Here is a 17669-nt window from a genome sequence, read left to right as displayed (position 1 = left end):
ACCTGTGGAACTTCGTCCCGAAGATGGCCTGCGTGGCACATTTGGGTGGCTGAATTTTCCGGTTGCAAGCGAACACATTGAACGCTAACAGTACGTCCATGAACATTTCGCGCAATATCGTCATCAACGGTTGGTGGTGGGCCCGCTAAAAGCGGCCACGCAGGCGTTTGTGCATTTGCGTTTAGAAAACAGGCCGCTGGGATTATCCGGGCGGCCTTTTTGTTTGGCTGTTTGAATAAGACTGGCGGGGAAACCGGGTTCTGGAAATATTCGGAAACAGTTGAGATTTGGGATAGCCGATCATGAATGCGAAGATTGCGGATAGCGAGATATTCCAGCACGAGACGGCAGGCGGCATCGTCGTCGAGCGCGTGCGTCACCTCACTGCCTATAAGGGCGCGATCGAGACCTATATCGATGCGCTGAACGAACGGCGTGGTGCGGTGTTTTCGTCGAACTACGAATATCCGGGCCGCTATACGCGATGGGACACGGCTATCGTCGATCCTCCGGTGGTCATCACCTCGCGCGCCCGCACCATGCGCATCGAAGCGCTGAATGCCCGCGGCGTCATTCTTCTGCGGCCTATCCTGGACACAGTGAAGGCGCTTGCCGAGGTGACGGTCGACAAGGCCGAAGAAAACCGCATTGAGCTGACCATTGCCGAGCCGAGCGGAACCTTCACCGAGGAAGAGCGCTCGCGTATGCCTTCGGTCTTCACCGTTCTGCGCGCTATTGTCGGTCTGTTCTTCTCTGAGGAAGACGCCAATCTCGGCCTCTACGGTGCCTTCGGTTACGATCTGGCGTTCCAGTTCGATCCCGTTCAGTACAAGCTGAAGCGTCCCGACGATCAGCGCGATCTGGTGCTGTTCATTCCTGATGAAATCTTCGTGGCCGATCACTATGCGGCGCGTGCCTGGGTGGATCGTTATGAATTCGCCTGCGGTGGCTCATCCACGCATGGTCTCGCACGGGCAACGCCTGCACAGGCCTTCAAACCATCGGAAGCCAAGCTTGCGCGCGGCGATCACAATCCGGGCGAATATGCGAAGCTCGTAGAGCGCGCCAAGGAAAGCTTCAAGCGCGGCGACCTCTTTGAAGTGGTCCCGGGCCAGACCTTCTATGAGCGCTGCCATACCGCGCCATCGGAAATCTTCCGCCGGTTGAAGACGATTAATCCGTCACCCTATTCGTTCTTCATCAATCTGGGTGACAACGAATATCTGGTCGGCGCATCGCCGGAAATGTTTGTGCGGGTCAACGGACGGCGTATCGAAACCTGCCCCATCTCCGGCACGATCAAGCGCGGCGAAGATGCGATTTCGGATTCGGAACAGATTCTGAAACTGCTGAATTCCAAGAAGGATGAATCCGAGCTGACGATGTGCTCGGACGTGGACCGCAACGACAAGAGCCGTGTCTGCGAGCCGGGTTCGGTGCGCGTCATCGGTCGCCGTCAGATCGAGATGTATTCGCGCCTGATCCATACGGTCGATCATATTGAAGGGCGGCTTCGCGACGGCATGGATGCTTTCGACGGGTTCCTCAGCCATGCATGGGCTGTGACCGTGACCGGCGCACCGAAGCTGTGGGCGATGCGTTTCCTCGAGGAAAACGAACGTAGCCCGCGTGCATGGTATGGCGGCGCCATCGGCATGATGCACTTCAATGGAGACATGAACACCGGCCTGACGCTGCGCACCATCCGCGTGAAGGATGGCGTGGCCGAAATTCGGGCTGGTGCAACGCTTCTGTTCGATTCCAATCCGGAAGAGGAAGAAGCCGAAACTGAATTGAAGGCATCGGCGATGATCTCGGCTGTGCGTGAAGCGCAGAAGAGCAATCAAATTGCCGAAGAACGCGTGGCGGCAAAGGTGGGTGAGGGGATATCGATCCTGCTTGTTGATCATGAAGATTCCTTCGTGCACACGCTCGCCAATTATTTCCGCCAGACCGGCGCTACGGTCTCGACGGTGCGTTCGCCTGTTGCCGAAGATGTGTTCGACAGGGTCAAGCCTGACCTCGTGGTTCTGTCACCCGGACCGGGCACGCCGCAGGATTTCGATTGTAAGGCGACCATCGACAAGGCGCGCAAGCGGGAACTGCCGATCTTCGGTGTCTGTCTTGGATTGCAGGCACTGGCAGAAGCCTATGGCGGTACGCTGCGCCAGTTGCGTATTCCGATGCACGGCAAGCCGTCGCGCATTCGCGTGTCGAAGCCGGAGCGGATATTCTCGGGCCTGCCAAAGGAAGTGACGGTCGGGCGCTATCATTCGATCTTCGCCGATCCGGAACGTCTGCCGGACGATTTCCTGGTCACAGCGGAAACGGAAGACGGTGTCATCATGGCTTTCGAGCACAAAAAGGAACCGGTTGCCGCCGTTCAGTTCCATCCGGAATCCATCATGACGCTTGGTCATAACGCCGGAATGCGCATGATCGAGAATGTGGTGACGCATCTGGCGGGCAAGAACAAGGCGCGCCGTACCAACTACTGATCGAACGCTTTTCGTTCCGATTTCGAGCCAGCCGCAGCCATCGCTGCGGCTGGCTTTTTTGTGCGCTTGCTATGCTTGCCCATTGTCTGCTTTGGCAACTCATTTGCAACTGTAATGCCTTGCATTTGCAGGAGAAAATTAAATGCCGTAACTGAAAAAACAGGGGTACGAAGTTTCGCTTTTCTGGGGTATAGAACGGCGGTGAATTGCTGCTGCATATGCCAGATGCGTTGTGGATGTGTCCCGCGCGCTGGAGCGTATCCCGAAAAGTGTGAAACGGTTTTCGGATCAGATGCGCGGTTCAAAACAAACACGTAGAGCGCCGATCTGATTCAATCAGATCGAATCGCGCTCTAGCAAATGAGTGAAGGGCTGTGCGTAGGCCCGTCTCGATTTCGGGACAAGATAACGATATTCAAAGGTTCATCATGGACGCGAGTGCAAAGGTTCGGCGGCTTGCCGCTTGGTCTATTCCCGTTGCTTTTGGTGTGATGGGTCTGAAATATCTGGCCTATGCATTGACCGGTTCCGTGGCCCTTTATTCGGACGCGCTGGAATCCATCGTCAATGTGATCGCGGCAATCGGCGCTTGGTGGGCCATTCGCGTCAGCTATCTGCCCGCCGATGACAATCATCCCTTCGGTCATCACAAGGCCGAGTATATTTCGGCTGTTGTGGAAGGCGTTCTGATTACGGTCGCCGCACTTTTGATCTTCCGCGAAGCCTGGTTTGCGCTTCAATCACCGCGAACGCTCGATGAACCCTGGCTTGGCCTTGGCATCAACACGGTAGCCGCAGTCATAAACGGCTTGTGGGCATCATTGTTGATCCGCACTGGTCGCAAGTTCCGCTCACCTGCGCTGGAAGCCGACGGCAAGCACATCATGACCGATGTGTTCACCTCCGTGGGCGTTCTGGTTGGTCTTGTCGGTGCGGTCGTGACCGGTTGGGCCATACTCGATCCGCTGCTTGCTATTCTGGTGGCAATCAACATTCTCTGGCAGGGCTGGCATGTCATCAATTCCTCGGTGCAGGGATTGATGGATATCGGCGTCGAGCCGACCGAGGAAATGCGCATTCGCGATGTGATTTCGGCCAATGCGGGCGGCGCTATCGAAGTTCATGACCTGAAGACCCGTATCGCTGGCCGTGTAACCTTCATCGAGTTTCATCTGGTCGTTGCGGCGGAAATGAGCGTCGGCGATGCCCATGTGATTTGCGACCGTATCGAAGATGCCCTGAAGAAGCAGATCGACAGCGCGCGCGTGGTGATCCACGTCGAGCCGGAGGATGAGGCCAAGCTGCCGCCGGGAACCAGCGCGGTGCCCTTCGCCTGAATGAAATACTGTCTTGCACAGTACAAATCGCGCGTGTAAAAGCTTTTCCATGACGATCAGAAACGCAACATCCTTGGAACATTCCGCAGCCGCCTTCGGCGCGCGCGTTGATGTTTGCGTTCTAAACTCGCTTCTTACCCTCGGCCTTAGCGGCGATCGCCGGGCTCGCTGAAAGGAGCGTCCGGCGGTCGATCTCCGGTCGCAGGCCCGTGCTCCTTTCCAGAAAACCCTTATAATCGATCAGTAGTATCCGCGCTTGACGGGCTTGAATGCCGTCGAAAGCCGGGAGGAAACGAAAATGAATCAGTCCGTCGCCACGCCGCAATCGAAATCCATTTCCGAGCGCAAAGGCATGCCTACTGCAGGCAGCAAATATTCGCCTTTCCCGGTTCCGCAGCTCGATGACCGCACCTGGCCGTCCAAGCGTATCGAAAAGGCACCGATCTGGTGTTCGGTCGATCTGCGTGATGGCAATCAGGCCTTGATCGACCCCATGGGCCATGACCGCAAGGAGCGCATGTTCCGCCTGCTGGTCGATATGGGTTTCCCGGAAATCGAAATCGGTTTTCCGTCCGCTTCGCAGACGGATTTCGATTTCTGCCGCTGGGCCATCGAACAGGGCAATGTTCCCGACGAAGTGGATTTGCAGGTTCTGGTCCAGTGCCGCCCAGAACTGATCACGCGCACTTTCGAAGCGCTTGAAGGGGCGAAGACCCCCATCATCCATTTCTACAATTCCACCAGTGAATTGCAGCGCCGCGTGGTCTTCGCCAAGGATGTTGGCGGTATCAAGCAGATCGCGACCGACGCTGCAAAGATGATCATGGATATGGCTGCGAAAGCGGGGGGCGGTTATCGCTTCCAGTATTCGCCCGAAAGCTTTACCGGCACTGAGCTGGATGTGGCGCTGGAAATCTGCAATGCGGTCATCGAGATCGTGAAGCCGACCGCAGACAACAAGCTGATCGTCAACCTGCCTTCGACCGTCGAGATGAACACGCCGAACATCTATGCCGACCAGATCGAATGGATGTGCCGCAACCTCGACAATCGTGAGAACCTGATTGTCTCGCTGCACCCGCATAATGACCGTGGCACGGGCATTGCTGCAACCGAACTGGGCTTGATGGCTGGTGCCGACCGCGTTGAAGGCACGTTGTTCGGCAATGGCGAACGCACCGGCAATGTCGATGTGGTGACGCTGGCGCTCAACATGTATACGCAGGGTGTGGACCCTGAGCTGGACTGCACCGACATCAACCGGATGAAGGAAGTCTATGAATATTCGAACCAGTTGAAGATTGCCGAGCGTCATCCTTATGTCGGCGAGCTGGTCTATACGGCTTTCTCCGGCTCGCATCAGGATGCGATCAACAAGGGCATGAAGGCGCGCCGTTCGGCCAATTCGCCGATCTGGGAAGTGCCCTATCTGCCGATCGACCCGCAGGATGTGGGCCGTTCCTATGAAGCGATCATTCGCATCAATTCGCAGTCAGGCAAGGGCGGTATCGCCTATATCCTGCAGGCGGATTATGGCTTGAACCTGCCGCGCAACCTGCAGGTCGAGTTCCGCGAGATCATTCAGAACATTACCGATGAAGAAGGCAAGGAACTGCCGTCGAAGCGCATTCACGAGGCGTTCCAGCAGCTTTATGTGACGCAGCCCAATGCCCGCATCAAGTTCGTCGATCATCACACCATGCCCGATCCGGAACAGAAGGGCCGTCGTATCCTGACCGCCGAAATCACCGATAACGGCGTGACCAAGAATATCGAGGGCAAGGGAACGGGACCGATTGACGGCTTTGTCGACGCGCTGTCGAAATATCTCGGCGTGAAGATGTCGGTCGTTGACTATTCCGAACATTCGCTACAGCAAGGTTCGGATGCTTCGGCCATCTCCTATGTCGAAATGGCTCATCCGGGCGGCAAGCTGTTTGGCGTCGGTATCAACGACAATATCGTCAGCGCTTCGCTGGAAGCTATTGTCTCGGCTGCCAACCGGGTGATTGGTAAGTAGTTTCAATAGCATAACGCTAGTGAAAGGCGGCACATCGTGCCGCCTTTTTCCTATCTTGTGGTAATTATCAATTGTTGAGGCGGTTCACGAAAATAGCCTCCAATTATTAGCCTTTGAAATGTGATAACGTTTCATTTAGATCGATTAGTGTATTATTTAAAACTAATTGGTGTTCAATGAATCGTATTTTACTATGTGTTGTTTCTTTAACCGTTATTTCCGGATGTGCGTCGCAGGCAAATAAAATTGAACCAAGTTACGCATCATCAGCGGCTTATGGTTCTCTTTCCTGTCGTGCTCTCAAAGAAGAAGGTGTTCGTCTTTCTGCCAGTGCGGCGACGGCGGTTGGGCGTCAAAACTCGGCAGCAAAAAATGATGCAATCAAAACAGGCGTCGGTCTGGTGTTGTTCTGGCCAGTATTGCTGTTCAATGAGGGAAATGGTGTCAAGGCTGCGGAAGTTGCTCGTCTAAAGGGCGAGATGCAGGCTCTGGAACGAGCTGCAGGACAGAAGGGGTGCAACATCACGTTCCGCAATTCTTAGAAATCAGTTGGAGCTGCCGTTCCCGGCGAAAACTGCGTCAACTTTAGGGAATCAGCCAAAATCGGACAAGAAACGGCGCTTCGGCGCCGTTTTTGTTTTGGAATTAATAAAGCACGCGCTCGTTGAGCTTGGTTATTTTCTCGCTGGCATCGGAAACGCCGTGCTCTTCCATGAGGCATGACCAGCTGCCGTCAGGCCGCTTATCGATATTGAATATATTATAGCGGGCAGCCGGTTTATGGCCGCCGAAATTCTGGCTTGCAGACGGCACGCTGATAACGGGAATCTTGCCGTTCGGCCCGTCGATCTCGTAATGCGTGATAAGATGCGTATGGCCGTGAAGAACCAGCTCTGCACCGTGTTTGCGTATGATCTTCTGGAAACGGCGAATACCATAGAGGCGTTTATGGGCAGGCGTTGCACCATAGATCGGCGGATGATGGATCATCACAATACGGTAGAGCCCACGAGCGCCAGCTTCATCCAGCATTGCGGCCAGACGTTTTCCTTGTTCAGACCGGAAGTCGCCGCTCGCCATAAAGGGGGCCGTCGCACGCGCTGACGAAACGCCGATCAGCGCAACGGGTCCGCGCACGCGCATATAGGGAAATTGCGGGCGATTGTCTTTGTTGTCGATGCCGTCACCACGCATCCACGGTTCCCATTTCCGGCACGACTTGTCGAGCGCGCCCGGAACATAGGCATCATGATTGCCGGGAACGACCGATACATCGTCCGGACTACCCAGTTTGGACAACCAGTCGTGGGCAATATCGATTTCGAGATTGAGCGCCAGATTGACGAGATCACCCGTCACCGCGATATGATCCGGCGTTTGCGCCTGCATATCATCAATGAGAGTGTCCAGCACGGTTCCGTGCATCGCGTTTTTGCGATTGCGCAGCCAGTTGATATAGCCGGTGATACGCTTCGATGCCAATTCGCGATATCGCACGCGCGGCAGAGGCGAAAGGTGTATATCGGAGATATGGGCGAGACGAAACATAAGGCCCATTTACTGGATAATGCGTGAAACCGAAACCTGTTTAGCGACTTTTTGTTGATGTCATTGCTGTTTTGGATAGAGGTATATTGCCTCGCGGAGAGACGGTATGCGCTTTCGTCATTTCATATTTCATACTTATTTTCTAATGCGACGCCCGATGACGCTGGGCGTCAGGGCTATTGTCTTCGATGAAAACAAGAATTCCGTTTTTCTTGTGAAGCATACCTATGTGCCCGGATGGCAACTGCCGGGCGGAGGCGTCGAACGCGGCGAGACCTTCGGGCAGGCGCTGGAAAAGGAACTGCGCGAGGAGGCCAACATCGTTCTGAAAGGCCCACCGCAGCTTTTTGCGCTTTACAAGAATGCGCATGCGTCGCCGCGCGACCACGTGGCGCTTTATGTATGCAGGAAATTCGAACAGACGGCCCCGCGTTTGCCGGACCGGGAAATCGCAGAATGCGGTTTCTTTCCTCTGGACGATTTGCCGGAAGGGACGACGCCGTCAACCAAGCGGCGTCTGCAGGAAGCGCTTCACGATCTGGAACCGCTTCCGCTTTGGTGAAGGCACATTGGCTGCGCCTTCACCGTGACATGCGTAATTTTAGAAGCGGTAGGTAACACCCGTACCGATCAGCCATGGATTGAGCTTGGCCTTGCCGCTGACTTCCGTGCCGCCGATCAGGGTGGCATCGAACTTGGGCTCCAGGAACAGCTTCTTGACGTCGAAGTTCACGCCCCAATGCTCGTTGAGCATGTAGTCGAAGCCAATCTGCAGCGCGCCGCCGAATGCATTCTTGACCTTGAGATATTCAACGCCAGTCGCATCCTGATTGTAGAACATGGTGTAGTTCACGCCCGCGCCGACATACGGCTTGAAGGCACCGAAATTGGTGAAGTGATATTGCAGGGTGAGGGTGGGGGGCAGAATCCATGCCTTGCCGATCTTGCCCAATCCGTCGATCGAACCAGCGCCGTTGATATTGGCATAGGTCGTGCCGAGAATGAGTTCGGCAGCGAAATTATCGGTGAAGTAATAGGTGATGTCGAGTTCAGGTGTGATCGACTTCGAATAGTCGAGATCAGAACCCGAAATGCCGTTCACATAGCCGGAATTCTGGGGGATGACGCCGAGTGCGCGCACACGGATCTGCCATGGCGACAGGGCTTCCGGAATGGCCTGAATTTCAGATGCAGGCTGCGCTACAACGGCGTCCGCAGCAAATGCTGCCGGCGCGGCAAAGGTCAGCGCGGTTGCGGCCAGCAATCCCCTCGTGAAGCGGTTCATCTTCTCTCTCCTTAAGTCGTGTTCGGTCTTGTCAGTCTTGTTAGCCTTGGGGGGTAGTGATGTGTGCAATCTGGACCGCGCAACGAAACGCCCCATTGATCGAAATCAAAGGGGCGCAAGAGATTTGAGAGAGTGCTGATGTTCTAACAATAGTGTTGCAGGAAAAACGCAGTCCCGTCCGGTCAGGCTTTCGGAAACCGATCGCGGTCATGCGGCGCAGAGAAGTCGATCTCTGGTCCGAGCGGCACAATGCCCGTCGGATTGATGTTCTTGTGGCTGCGATAATAGTGGCCCCTGATATGCTCCATGTTCACGGTCGAGGCCACGCCCGGCACCTGATAGAGTTCACGCGTGTAATTCCAAAGGTTCGGGTAATCGGCAATACGGCGCAGATTGCACTTGAAATGGCCAACATAGACCGGATCGAAACGCAAGAGCGTCGTGAACAGCCGCCAGTCCGCTTCTGTCATGCGGTCGCCGGTCAGATAACGCTGGCGCGAAAGCCGATCCTCAAGCGAATCGAGTGCCGCGAACAATTGCCCGAACGCTTCCTCATAGGCTTCCTGCGTGGTGGCGAAACCGGCGCGATAAACCCCGTTGTTGATATTGGGATAGACGAAATCGTTGAGGGCATCGATTTCACCGCGCAACGCTTCCGGGTAAAAGTTGAGCGAAGCGTCACCGAAATCGTTGAAAGCAGTGTTGAGCATGCGGATGATTTCCGCTGACTCGTTGGACACGATTGTCTGTCGCTCTTTGTCCCAGAGCACCGGCACCGTGACGCGGCCGGAATAATTTGGATCGGCACGAGTGTAGATCTCATGCAAACGCTTCGCACCGTAAAGTGCATCGCCGGTGCTGCCGGTCGTGCCGTAGAAGGTCCAGCCTTCTTCCGCCATCAGGTAGTCCACGACCGATACCGAGATGACGTCTTCAAGTCCCTTCAGGGCACGGAAGATCAGCGTGCGATGCGCCCACGGACAGGCATATGAAACGTAGAGATGGTAGCGCCCAGGCTCGGCCTTGAAGCCGCCTTCGCCCGTCGGACCGGCGCTGCCGTCTGCCGTTACCCAGTTGCGGAATTGTGATTTCGAACGTTCAAAGCGGCCTTTCGTGCTCTCGGTGTCGTACCAGACATCGTGCCACTTGCCATCGACCAGAAGTCCCATGTGATTTCTCCTTTTGCAAAGAGAATAGGGCGAGAACCGCCATTTTGCAGCATTGCAAGCCGTGAACAGTGCGTAACGGTTCCAAAAAGATCAGTCTAAACCGCCATTTTGAAAAAAATAGTTTTACCTTTGTCCATTTTGGTGTAATGCAACTTCCAAATTGCGGTCATTCAAACGCCGACCGCCAAGGAGAACGATTAATGGAAATGCTTTTCATCCGACGATGAAACTTGAACCGCGCCCAAGCGCGGAATGCATTCCATTGACCTGATGGTCCCCGACTTCTCCTATTGCGATCTAAGCCCATGCAGCAGCTTGAACTGACCTACGCGCAGGAATGCCCGGCGCACGACATTGAAATCGAAGCCATCAATGCCGAAGCCTTCGGACCCGGCCGGTTTACCCGGGCCGCGCATTTTATCCGTGAAGGTGGTCCGCACGCCCTCGACCTTTCCTTCGTTGCGCTGATGGGCGGCATCGTCGTTGGCTCAGTACGGCAGACGCCGGTTATCGTCGGCAAGACGCCCGCACTCCTGCTTGGACCACTTGCTGTGCGGCCTGAGTGGAAGAAGCGGGGCATTGGCGGCAAGCTGATGCGCATGTCGCTGGAAGCGGCGAAGAAGGCCGGTCACAAGCTGGTTATTCTCGTCGGCGACGAGCCCTACTACGGTCCGTTCGGTTTCAAGATGGTGCCTGCTGGCTCCATGGTCATGCCAGCATCGGTCGATCCGCGCCGGATGCTTGCCTGCGAACTCGCAACCGGTGCGCTGAACGGTGTCAGCGGCATCGTGCGCCACGCCAACCGGGCAAAATAGTTAAATAAGGGGAAAGCGAGGGGCGGTTTACCGCCCTTCGCGATACCACATGCTGCCGAAGACGAAGAGCAGCAGGCCGAGCGCCAGGAAGCCAGAGAACAACGGCAGGCGATTGACGCTTTTCAGCTGCGTATCCGAGGTTTCACGCAGGCCAATCCAGTCGTTGCCGCTGGCGCTACGGTTGCCACTGATTGCGGTAATCGTGGGAACCTGGACCGAACTATCGGCACTTGCATGCACGCGATGGACCGAGCCACCGGCCGCTTCAGCGAGTGGCTTCAAACGATCCGTTGTGGAGATACTGTCCGCAAATTCTGGCGCATCGATCGGCCCGACATGGGCCAGTGCTTCCAGATCGCCGTTTTTCACCCGGAAGATGCCGATCTCGTCCGTTTGCAGCGAACCTTCAAACAGGCCTGGCTTGCTGGGCGCAAGATTGACCTGCAATTCCTTGCCGGATGGGGTCGAGACGGTTGCAACACCCGGATTATCGCCCATGGTCTGGCGGCGGATGGAAAGGGTGCGGCCATTGCCGGAGGCGGTCAGTGCCTCTTCCTCCAGTTCCGGCTCCTGCATCAGCCAATGGGCGATACGGCGATAGAGCGAAGCATAAGGGCCGCCGCCTTCGAAGCCGCGCGCCCAAAGCCAGCCCTGATCGGAGAGGAACATGCCGACGCGGCCTTTTCCGACGCGGTTGAGAACCAGCAACGGCTTGTTGTCCGCGCCACTCATCACTGTTTCGCCCTGCGGCGCGGTGATGTCGATGGTGCGGAACCAGCGGCTCCAGTGCGGCGGCTCCTGTTCGCTGCCATCAAGCCCGCGCGTGACGGGGTGGCGTTTGCCGATCGTCGTGAGGCGCGGATAGAACGCCTTTTCCGTCACGGCACCAGTCGGCATGGCGGGCAGGGCGCTATAAAGCGGCGTGCGGGCAATCGACATTTCGCCTGCATATTCCGGGCCGGCTGCGACCAGCAAGGCACCGCCATTCTCCACATATTGCGCAATGTAATCGTAATAGAGGAGCGGCAGCACATCGCGGTGCTGATAGCGGTCGAGAATAATGAGGTCGAACTCGTTGACCTTGTCCACGAAGAGTTCGCGGGTCGGGAAAGCGATCAGCGACAATTCGTTGATCGGAGTGCCGTCCTGCTTTTCCGGCGGGCGCAAAATGGTGAAGTGAACGAGATCGACGGCGGCATCGGATTTCAGCAGGTTGCGCCATGTGCGTTCACCATTGTGCGGCTCACCGGAAACGAGCAGCACGCGCAGGTTCTCGCGCACGCCGTCCACGGTTGCGACAGCGCGATTGTTGGTGTCTGTTACTTCACCGGGAAGCGCTGGCGTGGCGATTTCGACAATGTTGACACCGGCGCGCGGCAAGGTGATGGTGACGGGTGTTTCCTGCCCGACCTGCGCTTCTTCCTCGCTGACGGTTTCGCCATTGACGCGGATTTCGACCGGCGCAGGGCTGCCGAGGTTTTTGCCTTCATCGATCACCGTAAACGACATTTCGAGCGGCTTGCCGCTGATGCCATAACGCGGTGCCTTGTTGAAGCGGATGCGGCGGTCGAATTCGTCCGGCTTTCCGGTCACGAGACCATGCAGCGGCGCATCGAAGCCGAGCGCATTCTTGTTACCTGGGATGTCGTGCACCTGACCGTCGGTAATCATGATCGCGCCCGCGACGCGGGACGGTGGCACGTCGAGAAGCGAACGTGCCAGCGGCCCAAAAAGCCGGGTTGCATAACCGTCTTCGTTTTCGCCGGGCTTACCTGCTTCTACCACGCGGGTTTCAAACTGCGGCATGGTGGCAAGCTGGTCCTGCACCGCCTTCAAGGCAGCATCAGTGTCGGCACGACGGCTGCCGAGTTCCTGGCTCTGGCTGCGATCTACGACCACCGAGACCACGCTTTTCAGCGGTTCGCGTTCTTCATTGATGATGACGGGATTGAAAAGCGCGAGCGCAAGTGCCGCCGCAGCCAGCAGACGGATCAGACCGCCGCGCATCCGTAACGCAATCGTGGCCAGCACCAACAGCGCCAGCGGCACGAGGATGGCAATCAGCCAGGGCGTGGAGAGGAACGGTTCGAATTCGATATCCATTCTCACCTCCTACCGCCGTTCGCGTTCACAACGAGGGGAAAAGAGAAGCGGGATCGGGCGATGACGTGGCTGCAAAACATCATGCTAGTTCCCCAGCCGTTCGATGAGGTCCTTGGCGTGGACCTGATCGGATTTGTAGTTGCCGGTCAGCATATACATCACGATATTCACGCCGCCGCGAATGGCATAGATGCGCTGCATCGGATCGTTTGGCACAGTCGGGAGCAGCGGATTGCCTTGCTCATCCACAGCCCATGCGCCAGCGAAATCATTGGCTGTAATCATGATCGGCGTCACGCCGTCGCCGGTGCGCACGGGGCGCTCCCGTGGCGAAGCGTTCGGTGTCGAAGCCTCCACCCACAGTGGGCTTCCTTCATAGCGACCCGGAAAATCGGGCATGATGAAGAAGGATTTGGTCAGCACATGATCGTCAGGCACGGGTTCCAGCGGCGGAACGTTCATGCCGTCGAGAATGGCGCGCAGGCGCTGGTTGGCGGGTGAGGCGGACGGATCGAGGCTGGCTCCGGCCTGCAACTGGTCGCGCGTGTCGAAAAGCACGGTGCCGCCTTGCTGCATATAGGCATCGACCTTGGCAATCGCTTCCGGGCTCGGCATCGGTGCCTGCGGGTCGATAGGCCAGTAGATCAGCGGATAAAAGGCCAGTTCGTCCTTGGCGGGGTCGACGCCGATAGGGTCGCCCGGTTCGAGTGCGGTCTTGTCCATCAGCGCGAAGCTCAAGCCCCGCATGCCTGCCTTGCTGATGTCGTCGGTCTGGGCGCTGCCGGTGATGACATAGGCAAGATGCGTCTGCGAGACGGAGTTGATGATCGTCTCGTCTCCGGGCTTGCTGTCGTCATGCACCTGCTCTTGAGCCCCAGACTGGGATTGAGTCTGTGCTTTTGCTTCGCCCATTCCGGAAGGAAGAAGGTTGAAGGCGAGGGAACCGGCCAACAGAACAGCTATTCCCGCCACCTTGGCACGCACTTTCATGCGGCGACGGAAGGCCCCGCGCAGCCACAGCATCAAAAGCGTATCGAGTGCGAGAAGCATTGCGGCGATCGCAAAGAATGGACCCGCCAGTGAAATCGACTGGTCCGATGTATAGGAGGCAGGTGTTATTCCGACGGAAAGTGTCGGCTGGGCAATGGGTTGCAGCTTGATGTTCGCACCTTCGAAGATGTTGAGCGCTTTCAAGCCGTCCTCATTGCCATAAAAGCCGGGCGGCGTGTTGATGCTGACGCTGGCCTGCTTGTTCTTTTCGACGATCAGTGGCTTGGCCTCGGATGTCGGCGGGGTCAGCGCGCCGGAAGCCGAAAGCAGCTGGTAGGGCGGCAGAGAGACCGAAGCCTGATTTTCCTGCGCGCCGGTTCTCTGTGACAGCGACACGATGCGGCGCAGCATTTCCACGAAGGAACCCGAAATGGGCAGGCTCGACCAGCTGGCATCGGGAGAGATGTGGAACAACACGATATTGCCGCGTCCGCGCTGTTCGCCGGTCACAAGCGGCGTTCCATCCTGAAGAACGGCGTAAGCCTTGTCGTTGAGATCGAACGACGGCTCGGCAAGAACCTGCCGGGTGACGGTCACATCATCGGGGACAGCCAGACCGGCAAAAGGTCCCTTGTCAGGAAAAATGCGCAGCTTCTGCGGTTCGGACCAGGACAGCGTGCCGCCCAAGGCGCGCTCGCCCTTGCGCAATTTCACCGGCAGAAGCGGATCATTGTCGCTGGCACCGGCAAGGCGCGGGCCTGCGAACCGCACCAGCGTGCCGCCATCTTCGATCCATTTGGAAAGCTGTTCGGTGACAGGCTGTGGCAGCGTGCCGATATCGGCCATGATGAGGATCGACGGCTTTGCATCCAGCACTTCCGGCACGGATTGCAGAAGATCGGCAGAACGTGGTTCGATCAGATTGACATAGGGCGACAGGGCACGGGAAATATAATGCAGCGGCGAGAGAAGGGGCTGCGCCAGATCGCCGTCACCGCTGGCGATAAGGCCGACGGTGCGCCGTTCCGATCCTGCATCAATCAGCCGTGTTGCGCCTGCCTGTTCGATACCATCGACACGGATCAGGCGGAAATCGTTGCGAAGCTCCACTGGCAGGTTGAACCGTGCCGTGCCTTCCGCACTTCCAAGCGCGAAGGAAAGCGGCGCCTCGGCGATGCGGCGTCCCTTGTCGTCATAGGCAGCGGCAGTGAGCGTGCGCGGAGCCGATACGCCTTCCGGGCGGATGGCGACGGCTTCCAGACTGTCAGCCTTGTTGTCTATGCCGGTCAGCGCCAAAGTGCGGCTGAGGCTCGCGCCATACCAGAGAACGGAGGCGAGATGCCCCGACTTGTCCAGTTCTGCGAAGGTTTCCGCATCATCTGATGATGCCAGTCCGTCGTTCATGAAGGCAAGGCGGACCTTTGTATCCGCGGGCAAGGTGGAAGCCAGTCGGTCCATTGCCGACTTGCGGTCAACCGGGATCGGGCGCGGCTCCAGTGCCTGAAGGCGCTCGGCAGCACTCTTGCCGTCATAGGGGCCGATTTCGGCGTTGGCCGGTTCCGCCGAACCCACGATGTAGATCGGAGCATTGCTGCCCTCTGCATCGGAGATGAGTTTTTCGGCAGCATTGACCCGCTGTTGCCAGTCCTCGGCGGAAGCCCAGCCATTGTCGATGACGATGGCAAGCGGCTCATTGCCGGACAGTGCGACCGGACGCGGATTCCAGACCGGCGAGGCAAGTGCGAGAATGACGAGCGCGGCGATGAGCAGCCGCAGCAGCGTCATCCACCATGGACTTTTCGACGGCACTTCCTCGCGCTTGAAAACCTGCGCCAGAATGCGAAGCGGCGGAAAGGTTTCTTCCTGCGGACGCGGCGGCGTCATGCGCAAAAGCCACCAGATGACCGGCAGGGCGATCAGCCCCGCGAGAATGAGCGGCGAACCGAAGGCGAGCGGCAGAAAATTCATGTGCGCGCGCCTCCCGCTGCAGGCAGGGCGGCGCTCAAGTTTCCGCTGGTGCTCAGCGCATCGTGAAGCCGTGCCAGTGCTTCCGCCGTCGGCCTGTCTGTCCGGTGGACCGTATAGCTCCAGCCGAGCCGCTTGCAGAAATCCGACAGGGTTTCACGGCGCGCAATGTAGAGGCGGCGATAATCGTCCGCATAGGTTTCGGCCCGACCGGCGACGAGCGTGGCGCCGGTTTCAGGATCGCGGAATTCGGTGCGGCCCGAATAGGGAAATGTTTCTTCGGCAGGATCGGCAACTTCAACCAGATGCGCGCGGACACCGCGTTGTGCCAGACGGTCGAGAAGATCGGTCAGTTCATCGAACGGATGCAGGAAATCCGATACGAGGACGACTTCCGAAAAACGGCGGATCTGGGTGATGTCGGGCAGTGCTGCAACCGGCGCTTCGTGCATCAGCGCTGCCGCCAGACGTTCAGCTCCGTTGCGGGCAGAAAAAGGCTGGATCAGCGCCGGAAAGGCAATGCGTTCGCCCGAGCGCGATAAAAGTTCGGCAAGAGCGAGCGTCAGCACGAGCGAACGCGCTTCCTTGGAAACAGGCGCGAGCTGCGAGCGATAGAGCATTGAGGGCGAGAAATCGCACCAGAGCCAGACCGTATGGGCGGATTCCCATTCGCGGTCGCGGACATAGGTATGATCGTCGCGCGCGGAACGCCGCCAGTCGATACGGGCAAGGGATTCGCCGTCCACATAGGGGCGGAACTGCCAGAAATTTTCGCCGGGACCGCGTTTGCGCCGTCCGTGCCAGCCATTCATGACGGTGTTGACCACGCGCTGAGCTTCAACCAGCAGATCGGGGATAGCCGCTGCCCGCGCACGGGCGCGAGCAAGTGTCTCCTTGCGATCTGCGGTGGAAACTTCTGCGCCAATGACCATCAGACGGCAGCCTTTACCAAATTTGCGATGACGTCACGAATATGCATGCCGTCGGCGCGCGCAGCAAAGTTGAGCGCCATGCGGTGCTGAAGGACTGGCTCGGCCAGTGCCTTCACGTCGTCTACGGATGGGGCGAGACGGCCTTCATAGAGCGCGCGAGCGCGTGCGCAGAGCATCAATGCCTGGCTGGCGCGGGGGCCGGGACCCCAGGCGATGTGCTTCTTCGCATGGTCGTTATCGGCATCGGGACGGGCGGAGCGCACCAGCTTGAGGATTGCTTCCACAACGCTTTCCGACACCGGCATGCGTCGCACTAAAGTCTGCATTTCGATCAGCCGTTCGGCGTTGATGATCTCATAGGCCTTGGCCTCGGAAACGCCGGTTGTTTCCAGAAGAATGCGGCGTTCCGCATCCAGTTCCGGATAGAGAATGTCGATCTGCATCAGGAAGCGATCGAGCTGGGCTTCCGGCAGCGGATAGGTGCCTTCCTGTTCCAGCGGGTTCTGTGTCGCAAGCACATGAAACGGTGCGGGCAAGTCGTAGCGCTGGCCCGCGACCGTGACATGATATTCCTGCATGGCCTGCAAAAGCGCAGACTGCGTGCGCGGCGAAGCACGGTTGATTTCGTCAGCCATCAGGAGCTGCGCGAAGATCGGGCCCTTGAGATAGCGGAAGGAGCGGCGCCCGTCGGCATCTTGTTCCATGACTTCCGAACCGATGATGTCGGATGGCATCAGGTCGGGCGTGAACTGGATGCGCTGGCCGGAAAGGCCGAGCACGGTGCCCAGCGTTTCGACCAGCTTGGTCTTGGCGAGACCCGGTACGCCGACCAGCAAGGCGTGCCCGCCAGCCAGAACGGCGACGAGCGTGCGCTCGATCACGTTTTCCTGACCGAAGATCACAGTCCCGACGCTTTCCTTGATGCGTGCGATGTCCGCGAGCGCCCGTTCGGCCTCCGCGACGATCTGTTCGGGATTGGCGGTTTCAGGCGTAACGATAACGCTCAT

14 protein-coding genes are annotated in these 17669 nt (G+C 57.8%); 6 read left to right on the top strand and 8 right to left on the bottom strand.

Annotation, left to right across the window (positions count from 1 at the left end; all coding sequences use genetic code 11):
• Positions 1-302: 302 nt before the first annotated feature.
• On the top strand, positions 303-2498 hold the full coding sequence (locus tag ABDF71_RS11225; RefSeq protein ID WP_029929173.1) for an anthranilate synthase component I: 2196 nt from the start codon (positions 303-305) through the stop codon (positions 2496-2498).
• Here ABDF71_RS11225 and ABDF71_RS11220 read toward each other — a convergent pair.
• Entirely contained in the window at positions 2492-2812 is a 321-nt protein-coding gene (locus tag ABDF71_RS11220; RefSeq protein ID WP_151615360.1) for a hypothetical protein, read from the bottom strand. The two genes, ABDF71_RS11225 and ABDF71_RS11220, sit on opposite strands and share 7 nt — an antisense overlap.
• Before the next feature lie 114 nt (positions 2813-2926).
• On the opposite strand from ABDF71_RS11220, the gene ABDF71_RS11215 reads away from it, so the two are divergent.
• The 3 genes from ABDF71_RS11215 (at position 2927) to ABDF71_RS11205 (ending at position 6397) form a co-directional block, all read left to right on the top strand.
• The gene (locus ABDF71_RS11215) at positions 2927-3835 is read left to right on the top strand and encodes a cation diffusion facilitator family transporter (RefSeq protein WP_010659582.1); all 909 of its coding nucleotides are present in this window, start codon (positions 2927-2929) and stop codon (positions 3833-3835) included.
• A gap of 298 nt (positions 3836-4133) precedes the next feature.
• Complete coding sequence (leuA, locus tag ABDF71_RS11210; RefSeq protein WP_029929172.1) at positions 4134-5855, top strand: 2-isopropylmalate synthase; 1722 nt, start codon at positions 4134-4136, stop codon at positions 5853-5855.
• Between the two features lie 176 nt (positions 5856-6031).
• Positions 6032-6397 (top strand): hypothetical protein, encoded by a 366-nt coding sequence (locus tag ABDF71_RS11205; RefSeq protein ID WP_500061554.1) that lies wholly within the window; start codon positions 6032-6034, stop codon positions 6395-6397.
• Between the two features lie 103 nt (positions 6398-6500).
• Here the strand turns inward: ABDF71_RS11205 and ABDF71_RS11200 are convergent, their stop codons facing one another.
• Positions 6501-7403 (bottom strand): metallophosphoesterase family protein, encoded by a 903-nt coding sequence (locus tag ABDF71_RS11200; RefSeq protein WP_151663703.1) that lies wholly within the window; start codon positions 7401-7403, stop codon positions 6501-6503.
• A gap of 106 nt (positions 7404-7509) precedes the next feature.
• On the opposite strand from ABDF71_RS11200, the gene ABDF71_RS11195 reads away from it, so the two are divergent.
• Positions 7510-7965: an NUDIX domain-containing protein gene (locus tag ABDF71_RS11195; RefSeq protein WP_151615358.1), complete on the top strand. Its 456-nt coding sequence runs from the start codon at positions 7510-7512 to the stop codon at positions 7963-7965.
• Between the two features lie 39 nt (positions 7966-8004).
• Here the strand turns inward: ABDF71_RS11195 and ABDF71_RS11190 are convergent, their stop codons facing one another.
• Positions 8005-8688: an OmpW/AlkL family protein gene (locus tag ABDF71_RS11190; RefSeq protein WP_012091644.1), complete on the bottom strand. Its 684-nt coding sequence runs from the start codon at positions 8686-8688 to the stop codon at positions 8005-8007.
• 182 nt (positions 8689-8870) lie between these two features.
• Entirely contained in the window at positions 8871-9857 is a 987-nt protein-coding gene (locus tag ABDF71_RS11185; protein WP_151663625.1) for a glutathione S-transferase family protein, read from the bottom strand.
• 305 nt (positions 9858-10162) lie between these two features.
• Between ABDF71_RS11185 and ABDF71_RS11180 the strand changes: the two genes are divergently transcribed.
• Positions 10163-10672: a GNAT family N-acetyltransferase gene (locus tag ABDF71_RS11180; RefSeq protein ID WP_010659590.1), complete on the top strand. Its 510-nt coding sequence runs from the start codon at positions 10163-10165 to the stop codon at positions 10670-10672.
• Between the two features lie 27 nt (positions 10673-10699).
• On the opposite strand, the gene ABDF71_RS11175 is transcribed toward ABDF71_RS11180, so the two are convergent.
• The 4 genes from ABDF71_RS11175 to ABDF71_RS11160 form a co-directional block, all read right to left on the bottom strand.
• On the bottom strand, positions 10700-12775 hold the full coding sequence (locus ABDF71_RS11175) for a glutamine amidotransferase (protein WP_151663626.1): 2076 nt from the start codon (positions 12773-12775) through the stop codon (positions 10700-10702).
• A gap of 84 nt (positions 12776-12859) precedes the next feature.
• Entirely contained in the window at positions 12860-15733 is a 2874-nt protein-coding gene (locus tag ABDF71_RS11170) for a DUF4159 domain-containing protein (RefSeq protein ID WP_151663627.1), read from the bottom strand.
• On the bottom strand, positions 15730-16662 hold the full coding sequence (locus ABDF71_RS11165) for a DUF58 domain-containing protein (protein ID WP_010659593.1): 933 nt from the start codon (positions 16660-16662) through the stop codon (positions 15730-15732). Before ABDF71_RS11165 ends, ABDF71_RS11170 begins: the two co-directional genes overlap by 4 nt.
• Positions 16662-17669 carry an AAA family ATPase gene (locus ABDF71_RS11160; protein WP_010659594.1) on the bottom strand — a complete coding sequence of 336 codons (1008 nt, stop codon included), beginning with the start codon at positions 17667-17669 and terminating at the stop codon, positions 16662-16664. The genes ABDF71_RS11165 and ABDF71_RS11160 overlap by 1 nt, the downstream gene beginning before the upstream one ends.

The sequence above is a fragment of the Ochrobactrum sp. WV_118_8 genome (assembly GCF_039631535.1).
Taxonomy (GTDB): Bacteria; Pseudomonadota; Alphaproteobacteria; order Rhizobiales; family Rhizobiaceae; genus Brucella; species Brucella anthropi.
Note: the sequence above shows the minus strand (reverse complement) of the source record. Positions and strands in the feature narration are given on the sequence as shown.